This is a genomic window from Cellvibrio sp. BR, from assembly GCF_000263355.1.
Classification (GTDB): Bacteria; Pseudomonadota; Gammaproteobacteria; order Pseudomonadales; family Cellvibrionaceae; genus Cellvibrio.
This window is the reverse complement of the sequence record NZ_JH668203.1, coordinates 425613-441447: the sequence shown is the minus strand read 5'-3', so window position 1 is coordinate 441447 and position 15835 is coordinate 425613. Positions and strand designations below refer to the sequence as shown.

Sequence of the window (15835 nt, the reverse complement as noted above, 5' to 3'; positions counted from 1 at the left end):
CGTGAGCATTGAGTTAAATCCGCAGGCGAAAAACGCTGCCATTCATCTGCCTGAATTACCCTTAAGCGCACTGCGCAGTGAATTTGTCGCCGCACTTGCACACACGCCTTTGTTATTGGAAGCGGAGCCGGGCGCTGGGAAATCCACCCTCGCACCGCTGTGGGTTTTGCAACAAGCACCCGCAGGGCAACAAGTATGGTTGGTGCAGCCGCGGGTATTAGCCGCACAAGCGCTTGCCCAACGGCTCGCCCAGCTATTGGGTGAAACCCCGGGGCAACAAGTGGGTTATCAAGTGCCCTACGATTCGCGCATGAGTGCGGATACCCGTTTAGTATTAATGACCCCCGGTATTTTACTGCAGCATTTGCTGCAAAACCCCACGCTCGATAATGTTGCCTGTGTGATGTTGGACGAGATTCATGAGCGCAGTGTCAATCAGGATATGGCGTGGGCGTTTTTGCAAGAAGTGCAAATTCTGCGTGAGGATTTGCAGCTTGTGCTAATGAGTGCAACACCTGATCCCGCGTTGCAACAACAAATTTCCCAGCGAATTTTTGCGCCGGGTCGCTGCTTTCCCGTCACCGTGCAGCATCAACCGGCCAAACAAAATGTGCGCGGATATCCGGAGAAAGTGGATGAACAATTACTGCGTGCCTTGCAGTCTTATCCTGCATGGCAAGCCAGTTGTTGTCTGGTTTTTTTGCCGGGTTGGCGTGAAATAGAAGATTGCGCGCAATTGCTCGCCAGCTATTTTCCCACACACAAAGTCTGTCGCTTACACAGCCGCGTTAACGCTGCCGAGCAATTAATGGCGCTCGACCCAGCGCAGGGGCCGCGTATTATTTTAGCGACGAATATTGCTGAAACCTCCTTGACGATTGCCGATGTCACACTGGTGATTGATTCTGGCTTGGCGCGCCGCGCCGATTACGAACAGCGCACTGGCGTTACTCGCTTACGCACCACACGCATCAGCATGGCCAGCGCCGAACAGCGGCGCGGTCGTGCGGGGCGCGTGCAAGCCGGCCACTGTATTCGTCTCTGGTCGCAAGACCAGCCGCTCGCCGCTGCGGATTTACCGGAAATTCGCGCGACGGATTACCTTCCGCTGATGTTGCGCATCGCCCACTGGGGCAGCCCCGCCCAATCCTTACCTTGGCTTGAAGCACCGAATGCGCTGGCATTAGCTTTTGCGCAGCAACAATTGCAAAAAATGCAGCTGCTGGATGAACAGGGCGCAATTACCCCTACGGGTGAAAAAGTCAGCGCACTGGGTACTCACCCGCGCATTGCCGCGTTTTTGTTGCTGCATAAAAATGTGATCGCCACTTCATCTCTATTGCTCGCTTTGGCGTTACATTTTGAATTGGCGGGCGATCAGGATTTGGAGCAGTGGCTTGCGGATGCAGCGCAAGAATTAAAACGCAATCACCACTGGCAGCGACAACAAAAACGCTGGCTTTCGGTATTGGCGCTGCAGGAAGAAAATGCCGCAATCGATTCGTTATTGATTGCGCGGGCGTTCAGTGATCGTATCGGTTTTAAACAGGAGTCTGGCCGCTACCGTTTAAATTCGGGCATGAGTGTGGAGCCGCAAGGAAAATTGGAATCCAATTGGGCGGTGTTTTTGCTCATCAATACCAAGCCCAAAAGTCACTCCGGTATTGGTCTCGCCTTATCACTTGCGCAGGCGCAACAGCGCGAGTTAAGTCAGTTAAACCAAAGCATGGTTTTCAAACAGCAGCGCTGGCAAGAGCACAGCTGTTGGACCATGGGCGGTGTGGTTATCGACGAGCAGTTTCAACCCATTGACTCTACAGAGTTGAGCGCAAAATTGGTGGCTCATGTTCAACAGCTTGCGCGCGAAAAAAGTTTAGCGCAACTATCATGGAGTGACAGCGCACGCGCTTTACTCGAACGTGCACGATTATTAAATATACATCAGTTGTTGGATTGTCTCGCACTGGATGATGCGTCACTTATCGAGAAGATGCCGCAGTGGCTATCGCCGTTTTTGAATGAAAGCACACAACTGGAACGCTTGCCGCTGCGTGAAGCGTTGGAATTTTATTTGGGATATGAACAGTGCCAAAAAGTTGCGCAGCTGTTGCCCGATAAAATTACTTTACCCAGTGGGCGCAGTGTAACTATTGAGTTTACCAGTGAAGGCAGTGCGCAAATCTCTGCCAAGTTGCAGGAGTTTTTTGGCTGCGAACAGTTGCAACTGGGTAATGGCAAAATCCCGCTAAAAATCCATTTGCTTTCACCCAATGGCAGCCCGCTCGCCATTACCACTAATTTGCAAACCTTTTGGCAGCAGGCCTACCCCGAGGTACGCAAAGAAATGCGCGGCCGCTACCCACGCCACCCCTGGCCGGAAAATCCGCTGGAACACGAGGCGACTGCACTAACCAAGCGAAAATTAGCGCAGCAGCAAGTGCCGCAATAAATTTACCGGGCTGGATGGGTTTCGCTACACCGAGATACCCACTTCCAGCTCCGCAACATAGCCCTCTTCTACACTTCCTGTCACCGTTGCTAATTGATATTCCACTCCATCGCTAAATACATTGTCTGTGGCAAAACTGGTTACGGAAGTATTTTGCCCCTTGGTATAAAGCGAAGAATTATAAACAGCAGTTGTTACCGCAGCGGGAAATGCCATTTGTGAAATGGCGGTGGACTGCGCAGTGCTGCTGTAGGTAGTTAGGAAAATCTGAAAGTGAATATGGGTGATTCGCCCGGCGTACCAACCAGGGTAAATGGTAGTGAAATGGGCCACGCCGCTTGTGTCGGTGTACTGAATACCGCGGCAATAGGTTTGCCCAGCTTGCCCAGCATTATTGTTGGTGGAATACCCTGAGTACAATCCGTCTTTATCACAGTGCCAGATATACATATACGCCGAAACCGGGCTGCAATTGTTATTGACGTTCACCAGTTTTAATTTCACCTGTAAGGGCACACCGGTTTTATCCTCTGCGATATTTTCACGCAGTACCAGTGAATTATTTAGTAGGGTTGATAATGGAAAGGGACCAATGGTTTCGGTGGGAATTAATGTACAACTGCCTGAGCTGCTACTGGTTGCGGCGTTGGTGCTTGTTGAGCTAATACTGGCGGTGGATGCAGTAGAGCTACTGCTGGTGCTGCTATTACTTGAGCCTCCACCACAACTGATTAAACCGGTGGCGCCCATAAGGCTAAATAGTCCAAGTGTACCAAGCGTTTTACGACGGTCGCTATCGACTGTACTTTTCGCTGTATTTGCATTGCTATTTGTATTTCCGTTTCTGTCCTGCTGGTTCGGCTGCTGATGCATAATTATTTTCCTGTGCTGATAAGTAGTGGCTGTTGTTAGTAGTAGCGCTTAATGGCGCAACTGTTATTGACAACAACTATGACCAGATTCCGAAAAGCTTGTTATGGGCAGATTGTGAAAGCAATTTGCATAATTTGTGCAAACTTTATGACTGTGCAAAAACTATGGAACTTGATGGGGCGCGGGAAAAAGAGCAAGAAAAGTCAGTTTTTTGCGCAGTTTCTTACCTGGGTTCTTGCGAATGGGAGGGGATATCGCGCCGTCCGTGGCGCCGGTGTATCGTCAACTGTATCAAGGCAGTTGCAGGCGATAGCCAACACCGTAAACCGAATGAATCAAATCGTCGCTGCAAATGGGCAGTAATTTTTTGCGCAATTTGGTGATGTGAGAATCCATGGTTCTATCACTCACAATGCGGTGGTCGGTGTAGGCATTTTTGAGCAATACATCGCGTGAAATAACACGCTGCTTGTTAAGCAGCAATGTTTCCAAAATGCGAAATTCAATGCTGGTTAGTTCAACGCATTGATCACCCACACAGGCGTACTGACGCTCTTTATCCAAACGAAAGCCGGTGTCTTGTTGCTCGTCGGTTTTATTGCTGCGGCGCAATACAGCTTTTACGCGTGCAATTACTTCGCGTGGGCTAAAGGGTTTGCAAATGTAATCGTCGGCGCCCAATTCCAAGCCGAGCAATCGGTCTATTTCTTCTACTTTTGCGGTAGTCATAATAATGGGTACTTGCGAGGTTTTGCGAACCTCTTGGCAAATACTTAAACCATCGCGATTGGGGAGCATTAAATCCAGTAATACCAAATCCCATTTTTCATTGAGTATTTTTTGCAGCGCCACCTCGCCATCACTGACCAGTGTGGCGGTAAAGTTTTCACTGACTAAATAATCTTGCAGTATTTCACCCAGATCAATTTCATCTTCAACAATTAATATATTCATGCGGATTCCTGCAGAGGTAAATAAACAGATACTTTCAGGCCACCCAACTCGCTGTTAGCAATGTCAATGCAGCCTTCGTGGGCTTCACAAATGTTGCGACAAATACTCAGACCTAAACCTGCGCCACCGGTTTCACGGCTGCGCGATGATTCGGCGCGATAGAGTCGCTCAAATAATTTTTCATGTAACGTTGGGTCTACACCCGGTGCCGAATCTTCAATCATAAATACTGCATGGGCTTTATTGTTTTTTAACGCAGTATCGAGTTGCACACGAATAGTGCCGGGACTTTGCGTGTAATTAATGCTGTTGTTAAACAAATTTAAAAACAGCTGATGCAAACGTTCGGGGTCGGCAAAAGCAAGCAGGGGATTTTTGGGTGTTTTTAATTCCAGCGAAAGCCCTTGTTGCGTGGCTTTATCCTGCAGGGAAACCCTGATTTCCTCGATAATTTCTCCTAAATCGCACTCGCGTTTGCGATAACTCATGGCACCTATATCGGTGAGCGAGAGTTGATACAAATCGTTTACCAGATTGGCAAGGCGCTCAGCATGTTTTTGCAGGCGGGTAATCGCTTTTGCATCAAACTTGCGCACGCCGTCTTCCAGTGCTTCTAAATCTGCTTTGAGCACCGCGAGCGGGGTACGCAATTCGTGAGAAATATCCGCAACCCAGCGTTTGCGTGCCTGTTCACTTTGCGCCAGGGTGTGGGCTAAGTGATTAAGGTGTTCGGCCAGGGTAGAAATTTCATCCTGTCCTTTGCTTTGCAAGCGCTGGGTGTAATCGCCACTGCTTAAGCGCTGCACGTGAGTCGCTAGTTTTTTTACCCGCTGGGTTAACAAATAGGACAGCGGAATAGCGCAGAAAAGTGCAATTGCCAGTGCAACCAGTGCAGTTAATAAAAAATGCTGTTGCTGGCGTTTGGCGAATTCATTGTCGCGCAAGTCGCGCAATGCCGGATTCATCGGCGTACCGAGATAACCTACTACTTTTTTTTCACCATCGATTGTAAGTATCAAGTCGTTAAAAAAATAAGTTTCATTGCGCCACTTTTTACCACTGAGTAAATTTTTGTCGGCATCCAACAAAATAAAACGCTTGAAGGGTTGATGACGCAAAAAATCATCGGGACGCACGGGGCGGTCGCGATCATCACGACGATTTTCCTGGGTGTTGCGACGCAACAGAAAAGATTGCAGCGCATCGGTATTATCGTCTGGTGCGAAGGAGGGATTTATCTCCGGCGGTAGTGGCAGCGGAATAGGTCGCTCATTGCGCTGCCGCCAATTAGTGGAATATTGCCAGACAAACATCTGCCAAAAGTGACGATTATTTTTGAAGCTCTCCCAGTTGCCATAAAGCAGATAGTGATGCTCCAGTGCATTGATTAACTTGGCGTTGCGCGCGGCCTCTTTTTGCTCCATGTAATTATTGAAGCTGTGTTCAAAACTCAAGCGTGAGTAAAGGTAAAGCCCGCCGGTTAACAGCAGCGCAAATAGCGCAAAGGCGGCAAATAATTGGACACGTAAATTAAACTTCACAGCAACGAATACCTTCAGAGGGCGGGAGAGACAGCGAACAGACTTATCACAGAATAAGCAAAAACCGCGATTTGGCAATCGCCCCCGATTGGCCTGCAGCGGTCGGCTAGGGTAAAATGGCAATACTTGAGCAAAATACTCGGATATACCGATCTTGCCCAGTTGCCCCCTCATTCCCAGAAGACATCCCTAAAGATCATCGAGGTAGTTAAGATGGACGTGTTAGATACAATCAAGCAGCAAATTAGTGACAATGCTGTGATCCTTTACATGAAGGGTTCACCCAGCGCGCCGCAGTGCGGCTTTTCTATGCGTGCGTCACAAGCACTCATGGCCTGCGGCCAGCGCTTCGCTTATGTGGACATTTTGACCAATCCGGATATTCGCTCTGAATTGCCAAAATTTGCTAACTGGCCAACCTTCCCGCAACTGTGGGTTAAGGGTGAGTTGATCGGTGGTTGCGACATCATCACCGAAATGCACGAGAAGGGTGAATTAAAACCTTTGATCGATGCGGCGGTTGCCGCTTAATTAGTTAAGTGGGATTACCCTTGGCCCGGCGACGCACTGCCGGGCTTTGTATTTTGCACCCATTTGCGGTGCGTTATTGCAGGGCAAAATAGACCAGTGCTACTGCGCCTATCAAACTCAGCCCACACATAATCAACCCTGTCATGCGTTGCCGTGCACGGCGTTGATCATCATTATCGTCGCGCAGTTGATGGGCGCGCCATGCAATGTCTTTGGACTTGAGCAGCTTGTCGCGTATCTGGTTCAGTGCCGCCATCTCATCCACCAATTGTTGATCTGGCGTCTGTTGATATTGTTTTTCCAGTTGTTTTAATTGGTGATCCAGCTGCACGAGTTTGGCATCCAGGGCGGCGGATATCTGGCGAATTTGCATAATCAAAGCTCAAAATAGTGGCTGCTCAACCTTAGCAGAATTGCACCGGCTTTGCTGTTAGCGCAAGGCTGCCATCCGGTAAATCGGCTGGCCTCTGAAAAACCTTCAAAAAAATAATCGCCTAGGGCGAAAACCTAATAAAATACTTTAACTGTATTGGCGCTGTGCTATAAAGCCGCCCTAAAACCGCTCGCCCGACTATGACGTAGGGGGAGATACCTTAGACCTTGAGCTGCAGGAGATGAACAACGATGTTAAGAATGTTTAAAGTTCAAGGTAATACCCTGCGAGAGGATAAGGAGTCGGATGAAAGCCCGCGCTTGGCATTGAATAATGCGCTCTGGATTGATGCCCACGAACCCTCCGACGAAGAGCGCGATGAGCTAAACGGCTTCTTACGTGCCGAACTACCTGAGTCAGATGATGTTGAAGAGATTGAGTTCTCGGCGCGCTACTTTCAGGACAGTGTAGGTATTCACGTGCACTCCCTGTTCCTTGCTCCCGGTGAATCTGGCCGTCACAGCACTGCTACGGTTGCATTTATTCTGCAAGAGAAACGTTTGATCAGTGTGCGCGATGGCGACCTAGCGGATTTCCGTCTGTTGCGTATGCGCGCCCGCGCCGGTCAGGTGCAAGTGGCGTCCCCCCAGGATTTGCTGGTGACCATGTTTGAGCAGAAAGTGGAAAACCTCGCTGATGCCCTAGAGGATATCCATCGCAAACTCGAAGATGTGAGCCATATGGTGCTGGAGGATGAGGACGCCGAGCTGGAAGATGCCATCGATAAACTGGCAAAACTGGAAGACAGTAACGGTAAGATTCGTCTGTGTTTGATGGATACCCAGCGCTCCATTTCTTTTTTGCAGCGCCATTTGCGCGAGTCGTTTGAGTTGCAGGAAACGGCACGGGAGATTAAACGCGATGTGGATACCCTGATGTCGCACACCGCGTTTTTGTTCGACAAGATTAACTTCCTGATGGACTCCACCCAGGGTTTTATCAATATTGAACAAAACCAGATTATTAAAATTTTCTCCATTGCCGCGATGGTGTTCCTGCCGCCTACCGTGGTAGCCAGCGCTTATGGGATGAACTTTGAGTACATTCCCCACACTGACTGGAAATACGGTTTTGTAGTCGCAGTAGTGTTGATGTTGCTTTCGGCGGTCTTGCCCTATTGGTATTTCAAGCGCAAAGATTGGCTCTGATAAGCCCCATGGTTACCAATAAAAACGCCACAGTGAGTGATCGCTGTGGCGTTTTTTTTGCGCTATTAGCGCTTAAATTGTTGCGAATGCTTACTCCTCGACCCATTCCCAGCGCAGGGGTTGACCAAAATCGTCGAGAATCACTTTTTTGCGTGGGCGCATTTTTTTTGTTTTTTGTGCCAGTTGCGGTTTTTTGCGCGCCTCGATGGCTGCAACTACTTCCGGCAGTGGTGTGCGATCCTCTTGGCCGCTGCCATCAAAGATACTGATCAATGGTCCATTGGCATCGGCGCGGCCACTTAAACCGCGCGGCACTTCATTGACCTGACCGCCATGGGTCAGAAATTCCTGGATTTGCGCTTCCAGTTCCTGATGCAATTGGCGACGAGTTTTGGTTGGTTTGATCATTGAATTCAGAATATTTCAGTTAATAAACGCGATGGGCGGAAAAAACGGCATCTGCCAGCATAACAGTGCGCCTGACATCAGGGCAAACCTTGCGATGGACTGATCCTCGCATCAGTGGCGGCCTTTGGGGTAAACTGCGCGCCACATTTACTCGCTGAGCCGCCTGGCTGCACTATCCAACCGGTTCGGGCGCTCTAGTTCATCCCGCCAGCACGCCAGCGTGCAGTCACATGACCCAAACCAGCACCATGACCCAAGCCAGTTTAAAAATTACCGAGATTTTCTATTCGCTGCAGGGCGAATCCAACACTGTGGGTTTGCCCACGGTGTTTGTGCGCCTGACCGGCTGCCCGCTGCGCTGCGGTTATTGCGATTCTGAATACGCATTTTATGGTGGCGAGCGATTATCCCTTGATGAAATTCTTGCCAAGGTTGCCAGTTTTAATCCCCGTTACATTTGTGTCACCGGCGGTGAACCTCTCGCCCAGCGTGAGTGTTTGACCCTTTTGAGTGCATTGTGTGATGCAGGATACAGCGTATCCCTCGAAACCAGTGGCGCCTTGCCAGTGGATGATGTGGATCCGCGAGTGGTGAAAGTCATGGATTTAAAAACCCCCGGTTCCGGTGAGGTAGGGCGCAACCGCTGGGAAAATATCCCACTTCTGAGCAGGCAGGATCAGGTTAAATTCGTGATCTGCAGCCGGGAGGACTACGAATGGGCTCGTTTCAAGGTTGATGAACACCAGCTGGTTGGCCGTGTTGCTGAGGTGTTGTTCTCCCCCAGTTTTGGTCAAGTAACACCGCTTTCACTTGCGGAGTGGATTCTGGCCGATAATTTGCCTGTGCGTTTCCAACTGCAATTGCACAAGCTGTTGTGGAACGACGTGCCAGGCCACTGATTCCTACAAAGTTTCTCAGGCCTGGCTAATCCTTCATTTGTTTTGGTTGATCGAGTTATGTTGCAAAAAAAAGCAGTAGTTCTTGTCTCCGGTGGCTTGGATTCCACTACCGTGCTCGCCATCGCCCGTAGCGAAGGTTATGCCTGTTATTCCATGAGTTTTGATTATGGCCAGCGCCATCGCTCCGAGCTGTTAGCTGCCGAGCGCACCGCCAAGGCGCTGGGCGCAGTGGAACACAAGGTGATTAAGCTGGATTTACGTGCCATTGGCGGCTCTGCGCTGACTGATGACACTATTGCGGTACCGGAAGAGGAGACCGGCGGTATTCCGGTGACTTATGTACCGGCGCGCAATACAGTGTTTTTATCTATTGCGCTGGGCTGGGCGGAAGTGCTGGGTTGCGATGATATTTTTATCGGCGTGAATGCGGTGGATTTTTCCGGCTACCCGGATTGCCGCCCTGAATACATTGCTGCTTATGAGGTGATGGCTAACCTTGCGACGCGCGCGGGCGCGGAAGGTAATAAGCTACATATTCGCACACCACTTATTCATCTGAGTAAGGGCGACATCATCAAGCAAGGTGTAGCGCTGGGTGTGGATTACGGCCTGACGGTATCCTGTTATCAGGCCAATGATGAAGGCGAGGCTTGCGGCAAGTGCGATAGTTGTCGCCTGCGCAAGCAGGGCTTTGTGCAGGCCGGTATTGCTGATCCCACTCGCTATCAATAATGCCGCGCTAGCAATAGCGCGTCTGCATCAACTGTTTTAGGAGCAATAGCCTCGTGCCAGCAACTCGCTTTCGAGTTGTTCCAGCGGCATGGGGCGGCCAAAAAAGTACCCCTGAAACAAACGACAACCGTTTTGCTCCAGAAACACTTGCTGCTGGTCTGTTTCAACTCCCTCCGCTATCACTTGCAAATTCATGTTTTGCGCCATGGCGATAATAGTGCGCGCAATAATTGCATCGTTTGGGTCTATGGCGATATCGCGTACAAAGGTTTGGTCAATTTTTAATTGATCCAGCGGTAGACGTTTGAGGTAGGAAAGTGATGAATAGCCTATGCCAAAGTCGTCCATTGAAAAGCCTATACCGCGATCCTGCAGCAGTTGCATTTTGACAATGCTTTGATCGACATTTTTAAGCAGTGAACTCTCTGTCAGCTCCAGCTTGAGCCGGCGGGGATTGACCCCGCAGCTGTCGACAATGGTCAGTACCTCTTCCACAAAGTTGGGTTGGTTGAATTGGATTGGGCTGACATTCACTGCAATGCTCAGGTGTGCAAATTCAGCGCGCTGCTGCCAGCGCTGTAATTGTTGGCATGCCTGGCGAATTACCTCGCGTCCCATGGAGACAATTAATCCGGTTTGTTCCGCAACGGGAATAAAGTCGGCGGGCGAAATCATCCCTTTTTGGGGGTGTTGCCAGCGCAGTAATAACTCCACACCTATGGCTTTGCCTTGTTCATCAACCTGCACTTGATAGTAGGGAATTAACTGTTTGCGCGAATCGTGGGCACTGCGTAAATCCTCCTCTATGGCTGCGCGTTTCTCCAAATGGGATTGCATGTTGGGGTCAAAAAAGCGGATGGCATTGCGGCCACTGTCTTTGGCTTGATACATGGCGGCATCGGCATGGCGTAGCAGGTCATCGATGGAGCGGTTTTGGCCGTTAAACAGGCTTACCCCGATACTGATGGTGCAGTGATAGACCGACTGGCGCAATGCATAGGGCAGGCTCACTAACTCGTGTAAATGCTCGGCGCGTTTTTTGGCTTCCTGAGCCGCGTCTTGCGGGTTATCCCCCAGATTATCAAACACCACCACAAACTCATCGCCGCCCAACCGGGCTGCCAGATCAGAGCTGCGGATAATGCTTTCAATGCGCTCGGCCACCTGCACCAAAAGTTGATCGCCAATATGGTGGCCGCGAGTATCATTCAGCAGTTTGAAGTGATCCAGATCGATAAAAAGTAAAGCGCCGTACTGTTGGCTGCGGGTGCTTTGCGAGACAACTAATTTGAGGCGGTCTTGCAGCATGCGACGATTGGGTAAGCGGGTCAGTGGATCAAAAAACGCAAGGTTGTAGATTTTTTCCTGATCCTGCGCGCGGCGCAGCTCGCCGCCAATACGCTCTGCAAAAATTAACAGAAGCGAACTTAATTGCGCAGAAACAGGGGTGGGGTGCTCGGCCATGGCAATCAGGATGCCGATGGGAATCCCTTCCGCATCGCGGATGCCCACACCCAAATAACTCTCAATCTTGTGCTCGCGAAACATTTCATCCAAGGGGTAGTGCGCGGTGGCCGCACTGCTGACAAAACACAGATTTTCATCCATCACATCGGCGCAGGGTGTGTGTTCAAGTGAATAGCTGAAGTTGGGCTGCAACTCACCGCACCGGAGATAGGTGTGGGTGTGCGCTGTCATCGGGTCATCGGGGTCTATAAGGCTGATGAGCACATGCTCCACGCACATTGCATCGCCCAGGGCGCGCAAGATAGTGACAAAAAAATCCGGTGCTGAAGCGGCATCAGCAGCCGCAGCGGTCAGTGCCAAATCGAGGCGCTTGCGCTCGCTGATATCCTGCATTGTGCCCTGCAATACTATGCCTTCTGTGGTGGGTGTTTTATCGGCCTGTAGTTGCAACCAAAAACGTTGATTGCCGCCCGGTTCAAGCCGCAGATCCAGGGACAGCGGTTGTTGTTGGTCAAGTGCTGAGTTGAGTGCGATTTGTAGCAGCAGGCGATCATCCGGGTGGATAAAGGAACCAATAAAATCCTCCATCTTGCCGCTTAACGCCTCTGCTGGCAGCCCGAATAGTTTGCTCATGGATTCGCTGAACTGGTAGTTCCCGGTGTGCGGGTTCCACTGCCAATGAGCCAGACGTGCCATTAATTGCGCGCGTTTCAGTTGCGCTTGCTGCTGTTCCTGATGAAGGTCTGATTGTGCGAGTTGCTGGTAGCTATGGGTAATCTTGATGTGTGCAGCGGTGATCATAAAACCAATGATCACCATACTTGCGGTATAGAGCCAAATCAGCCAAAAACTCAGCGTCATACTGGGCAACACAAATGGCCCCCATTGGTTCACGGTTGCCCATATGGCTAAAAAACAAAAGCCTATGGTGGTGATCGCGCTGCCAAACAGGCCGAACCAGAGGGCTGCCCATGCAATGCAAATAAAAGTGATAAACACTATGGGCAGGTGCGCACCATTGACAAAATTGTTGAGCGGGAAGCAGATTAATCCAACGATCAGACTTGTGCTGATCACCAATAAAAAATCTGTCCTGCGCGTATTGACCCGGTTCAGATAGTCGCGATTCATGTTGACCAAGAACGGCATGGCCAGAAACACGCCCAGACTGTCGCCCATCCACCATGCAAGAGCGATGTAGGCAGCGGTCTCCAGAGATAACTGATGGTAAATACCAATTAAACTTGCGCCCACCAGCGCCGAGAGTGTCATGCCCAGAGCGCTGAGCAGCAAAAAGCCGAGGGTGTGTTTACGATCAAGGCTGGATAGGTCGCAATTAAATCGGCGCAGCAGCCAGACGGTTGCCAGAGGCGAGAGGGTATTACCGGCGGCGAGTAGCAGGTTCATTTGCAGATTGTTGCCGGAGGTCATGTTTATCAGCAGTGCCGCAATAAAAACACTGGGCCAGAGTTTGGGTGTCCAGCGATAAAACGCCGCTGCAGCTATACCACTTGGCAACCAAAATAGTGTGACCTTTTCATTTTCAAACGGAACCAGCAAGCCTAACCAGCCGGTAGAGAAATAAGCCAGTAGCAGTATTAAAAACTGGCTCGGCTTGACCCCTGCAGGCCTTAGTGTGTTTTCTCCGGAGGGCGCAAGCGGCATGCGAGTGTCTCAATAGCAGTCGTTCAGTGAAGAGGCCTATGCAGTGAATAATAGGTCAATTTTTACACGCAGGAGTGGAAATTTTTATCTTGCTTGCCGTTCAAACCTGTGTTCCAGCGTGAATAGCAGGTGTTTGTGCATTAGAAAAACAAATCGTTTTTTATATAACCGGCCGCCGTAGAAATTTGTGGTTCGTTATGAAATGTTTAAAAAAACGCTTGTCTTTTTTTATCAAAACCTTATTATACGCGCCTCGCATTTAGGGTCGTTAGCTCAGTCGGTAGAGCAGTTGGCTTTTAACCAATTGGTCGCTGGTTCGAATCCAGCACGACCCACCACTCAACTCTGTTGTGGTGATGTTTTTGTAAGTGCGACACCTGTGGGTCGTTAGCTCAGTCGGTAGAGCAGTTGGCTTTTAACCAATTGGTCGCTGGTTCGAATCCAGCACGACCCACCACATTAAATGCTGCAGTTAATTCGTGTGGCAGAGTCAAAAAAGGGCGCTTACAGGCGCCCTTTTTTTATTAGATCGAAAACATGTCTGGCGCTGTTTATTCTCCCGTCAACGATTCGGCTCTGTGATAAAATTTCGCGCAAATTTGCTCTTCGCCATCGCGAGTGAGCGTCCAGTGAGGCGATTTTATGTCTGAACTTCTTAATGTGGCCAAGCGCGATGCCAATGCGCAAGATGTTGTAAAACAGCATCTCGCCCGCGCCTGGAGCGCTCCGCAATATACCCCCGAACAAGAGGCTGGCTACAAGGCGCGCATCAAGGCGTTGTTGAAGCAGCATAATGCGGTATTGGTTGCACACTATTACACCGATCCATTGATTCAGGCGCTTGCCGAAGAAACCGGTGGTTGTGTATCGGATTCGCTGGAAATGGCGCGTTTCGGTAAAAATCATCCGGCAGATACCTTAATTGTTGCCGGTGTGAAATTCATGGGCGAGACCGCCAAAATCCTCACTCCTGAAAAGCGTGTTTTGATGCCGACGTTGGAGGCGACCTGTTCGCTCGATCTCGGTTGTCCTATCGATGAATTTTCTGCGTTTTGCGACCAGCACCCGGATCGCACAGTGGTGGTTTATGCCAATACCTCTGCTGCGGTAAAAGCCCGTGCTGATTGGGTAGTGACCTCCAGTATTGCGCTGGATGTCGTTGATTATCTCGATCGTCAGGGTAAAAAAATCCTCTGGGCGCCGGATAAACATCTGGGCGCTTACGTACAGCAAAAAACCGGTGCCGATGTATTGCTCTGGGACGGCGCTTGTATCGTACACGAAGAATTTAAAGCCAAGGGCATTGAAGATCTAAAGTTGCTTTACCCTGATGCGGCTGTATTGGTGCACCCTGAATCGCCCAAAGCGGTAGTTGATTTGGCCGATGTGGCGGGTTCCACCTCGCAGTTAATTAAGGCGGCGCAAACACTGCCTAATCGCGAATTTATTGTGGCGACAGATCAAGGCATTTTTTACAAAATGCAGCAGCTTAATCCGGATAAAATTTTCCATATCGCTCCCACCGCAGGTAGTGGTGCGACCTGTCGTTCTTGTGCAAATTGCCCTTGGATGGCGATGAATGTGTTGGACAATCTGGCCAATGTGTTTGAGCAGGGTGATAACGAGATTCATGTTGATCCCGAGTTGGGTCGCCAGGCTATGATTCCGTTGCAGCGTATGCTCGATTTTAAAAAATAACTCTTTCGCGGCGATTCCGCTGCTCTTGATGGTGTTTTGCTTGTTTCGTCAGGCCCCACTCAGTACCATGGCGCCTTTCGTTTGTTGACCTGTTGTTTCCACCTTTATATCGCTACTTTTTTCGCTAGCTAACGGAGCTCTCGATGATTCAAGGCAGTATGGTTGCCCTGGTAACCCCAATGAATGCAGATAATTCCCTCGATTGGGCGAGTTTGCATAAATTGGTGGACTGGCATCTGGAGCAGGGTACTCACGCCATTGTTGCGGTGGGTACCACTGGCGAATCAGCCACTTTGACGGTTGATGAACATTTGGCGGTTATTAAGAAAGTGGTCGATCAGGTCAATGGTCGCATACCGGTGATTGCGGGCACGGGTGCCAACTCTACCTCGGAAGCGGTCGAACTCACCCAAGCGGCGAAAGATGTCGGCGCTGACGCCTGTCTGCTGGTCACACCTTATTACAACAAGCCTACCCAAGAAGGTTTGTTTTTACATCATGCGCATATCGCTAATGCTGTTGCTATTCCGCAAATTCTTTACAACGTGCCAGGTCGTACCGGCGTTGATATGAAATCAGAAACAGCGCTACGTCTGGCAAAAGTGCCGAATATCATCGGCATCAAAGAAGCTACAGGCGATCTGGCCCGGGCTAAAATCCTTATCGATCAAGCACCTGAGAGCTTTAGTATCATCTCTGGCGACGATGCCACAGCAGTCGATTTAATTCTTTTAGGGGGCAAAGGGGATATTTCTGTCACCGCGAATGTCGTACCTGCTGCCATTGCACGTATGTGTGAGTTGGCCTTGGCGGGTAATGCCGAAGAAGCGCGTGCCATTAATGAACGTTTGCTGCCTTTGCATACTGCTATGTTTGTTGAATCCAACCCCATTCCGGTCAAGTGGGCCGTGGAGCAATTGGGTTTGATTCAATCAGGTATTCGCCTGCCACTGACACGTTTGTCAGAGCAGTATCACCAACAGCTTAAAACAGCCATGCAAGCAGCGGGTCTTTAATTCCCGCCACTTGTCTTGTTG

General features: G+C 50.1%; 13 protein-coding genes and 2 tRNA genes. 9 read left to right on the top strand and 6 right to left on the bottom strand.

The genetic code is table 11. From position 1 onward, the window contains the following. Position 1: 1 nt before the first annotated feature. Positions 2-2449, top strand: coding sequence for an ATP-dependent helicase HrpB (hrpB, locus tag O59_RS15085; RefSeq protein ID WP_007644239.1), 2448 nt, complete (start codon positions 2-4; stop codon positions 2447-2449). Positions 2450-2473: 24 nt separating this feature from the next. Here hrpB and O59_RS15080 read toward each other — a convergent pair whose 3' ends face one another. The 3 genes from O59_RS15080 to O59_RS15070 all read right to left on the bottom strand — a co-directional run bounded on the left by O59_RS15080 (position 2474) and on the right by O59_RS15070 (position 5817). Continuing rightward, on the bottom strand, positions 2474-3322 hold the full coding sequence (locus O59_RS15080) for a protocatechuate dioxygenase (protein WP_198284811.1): 849 nt from the start codon (positions 3320-3322) through the stop codon (positions 2474-2476). Between the two features lie 291 nt (positions 3323-3613). Next, complete coding sequence (locus tag O59_RS15075; RefSeq protein ID WP_007644237.1) at positions 3614-4276, bottom strand: response regulator; 663 nt, start codon at positions 4274-4276, stop codon at positions 3614-3616. Next, the gene (locus O59_RS15070; RefSeq protein ID WP_007644236.1) at positions 4273-5817 is read right to left on the bottom strand and encodes an ATP-binding protein; all 1545 of its coding nucleotides are present in this window, start codon (positions 5815-5817) and stop codon (positions 4273-4275) included. The genes O59_RS15075 and O59_RS15070 overlap by 4 nt, the downstream gene beginning before the upstream one ends. Before the next feature lie 213 nt (positions 5818-6030). On the opposite strand from O59_RS15070, the gene grxD reads away from it, so the two are divergent. Next, positions 6031-6348: a Grx4 family monothiol glutaredoxin gene (gene grxD, locus O59_RS15065; protein ID WP_040392827.1), complete on the top strand. Its 318-nt coding sequence runs from the start codon at positions 6031-6033 to the stop codon at positions 6346-6348. Between the two features lie 73 nt (positions 6349-6421). On the opposite strand, the gene O59_RS15060 is transcribed toward grxD, so the two are convergent. Continuing rightward, positions 6422-6721 carry a hypothetical protein gene (locus O59_RS15060; RefSeq protein WP_007644234.1) on the bottom strand — a complete coding sequence of 100 codons (300 nt, stop codon included), beginning with the start codon at positions 6719-6721 and terminating at the stop codon, positions 6422-6424. A 251-nt stretch (positions 6722-6972) separates the two neighbouring features. On the opposite strand from O59_RS15060, the gene corA reads away from it, so the two are divergent. Beyond that, positions 6973-7929 (top strand): magnesium/cobalt transporter CorA, encoded by a 957-nt coding sequence (corA, locus tag O59_RS15055; RefSeq protein WP_040392824.1) that lies wholly within the window; start codon positions 6973-6975, stop codon positions 7927-7929. 90 nt (positions 7930-8019) lie between these two features. Here the strand turns inward: corA and O59_RS15050 are convergent, their stop codons facing one another. Then, positions 8020-8337: a hypothetical protein gene (locus O59_RS15050; RefSeq protein WP_007644229.1), complete on the bottom strand. Its 318-nt coding sequence runs from the start codon at positions 8335-8337 to the stop codon at positions 8020-8022. 230 nt (positions 8338-8567) lie between these two features. Between O59_RS15050 and queE the strand changes: the two genes are divergently transcribed. Next, on the top strand, positions 8568-9236 hold the full coding sequence (queE, locus tag O59_RS15045; protein ID WP_007644227.1) for a 7-carboxy-7-deazaguanine synthase QueE: 669 nt from the start codon (positions 8568-8570) through the stop codon (positions 9234-9236). A gap of 57 nt (positions 9237-9293) precedes the next feature. Beyond that, the gene (gene queC, locus O59_RS15040; RefSeq protein WP_007644225.1) at positions 9294-9968 is read left to right on the top strand and encodes a 7-cyano-7-deazaguanine synthase QueC; all 675 of its coding nucleotides are present in this window, start codon (positions 9294-9296) and stop codon (positions 9966-9968) included. Positions 9969-10004: 36 nt separating this feature from the next. On the opposite strand, the gene O59_RS15035 is transcribed toward queC, so the two are convergent. Further along, positions 10005-13100 carry an EAL domain-containing protein gene (locus O59_RS15035; RefSeq protein WP_007644224.1) on the bottom strand — a complete coding sequence of 1032 codons (3096 nt, stop codon included), beginning with the start codon at positions 13098-13100 and terminating at the stop codon, positions 10005-10007. A 262-nt stretch (positions 13101-13362) separates the two neighbouring features. Between O59_RS15035 and O59_RS15030 the strand changes: the two genes are divergently transcribed. The 4 genes from O59_RS15030 to dapA all read left to right on the top strand — a co-directional run bounded on the left by O59_RS15030 (position 13363) and on the right by dapA (position 15814). Beyond that, positions 13363-13438 (top strand) — tRNA-Lys (locus tag O59_RS15030). Between the two features lie 43 nt (positions 13439-13481). Then, positions 13482-13557: transfer RNA gene (locus O59_RS15025), tRNA-Lys, on the top strand. Positions 13558-13742: 185 nt separating this feature from the next. Next, complete coding sequence (nadA, locus tag O59_RS15020) at positions 13743-14798, top strand: quinolinate synthase NadA (protein ID WP_040392820.1); 1056 nt, start codon at positions 13743-13745, stop codon at positions 14796-14798. Between the two features lie 143 nt (positions 14799-14941). Next, on the top strand, positions 14942-15814 hold the full coding sequence (gene dapA, locus O59_RS15015) for a 4-hydroxy-tetrahydrodipicolinate synthase (protein ID WP_007644220.1): 873 nt from the start codon (positions 14942-14944) through the stop codon (positions 15812-15814). The last annotated feature ends 21 nt before the right edge of the window (positions 15815-15835 follow it).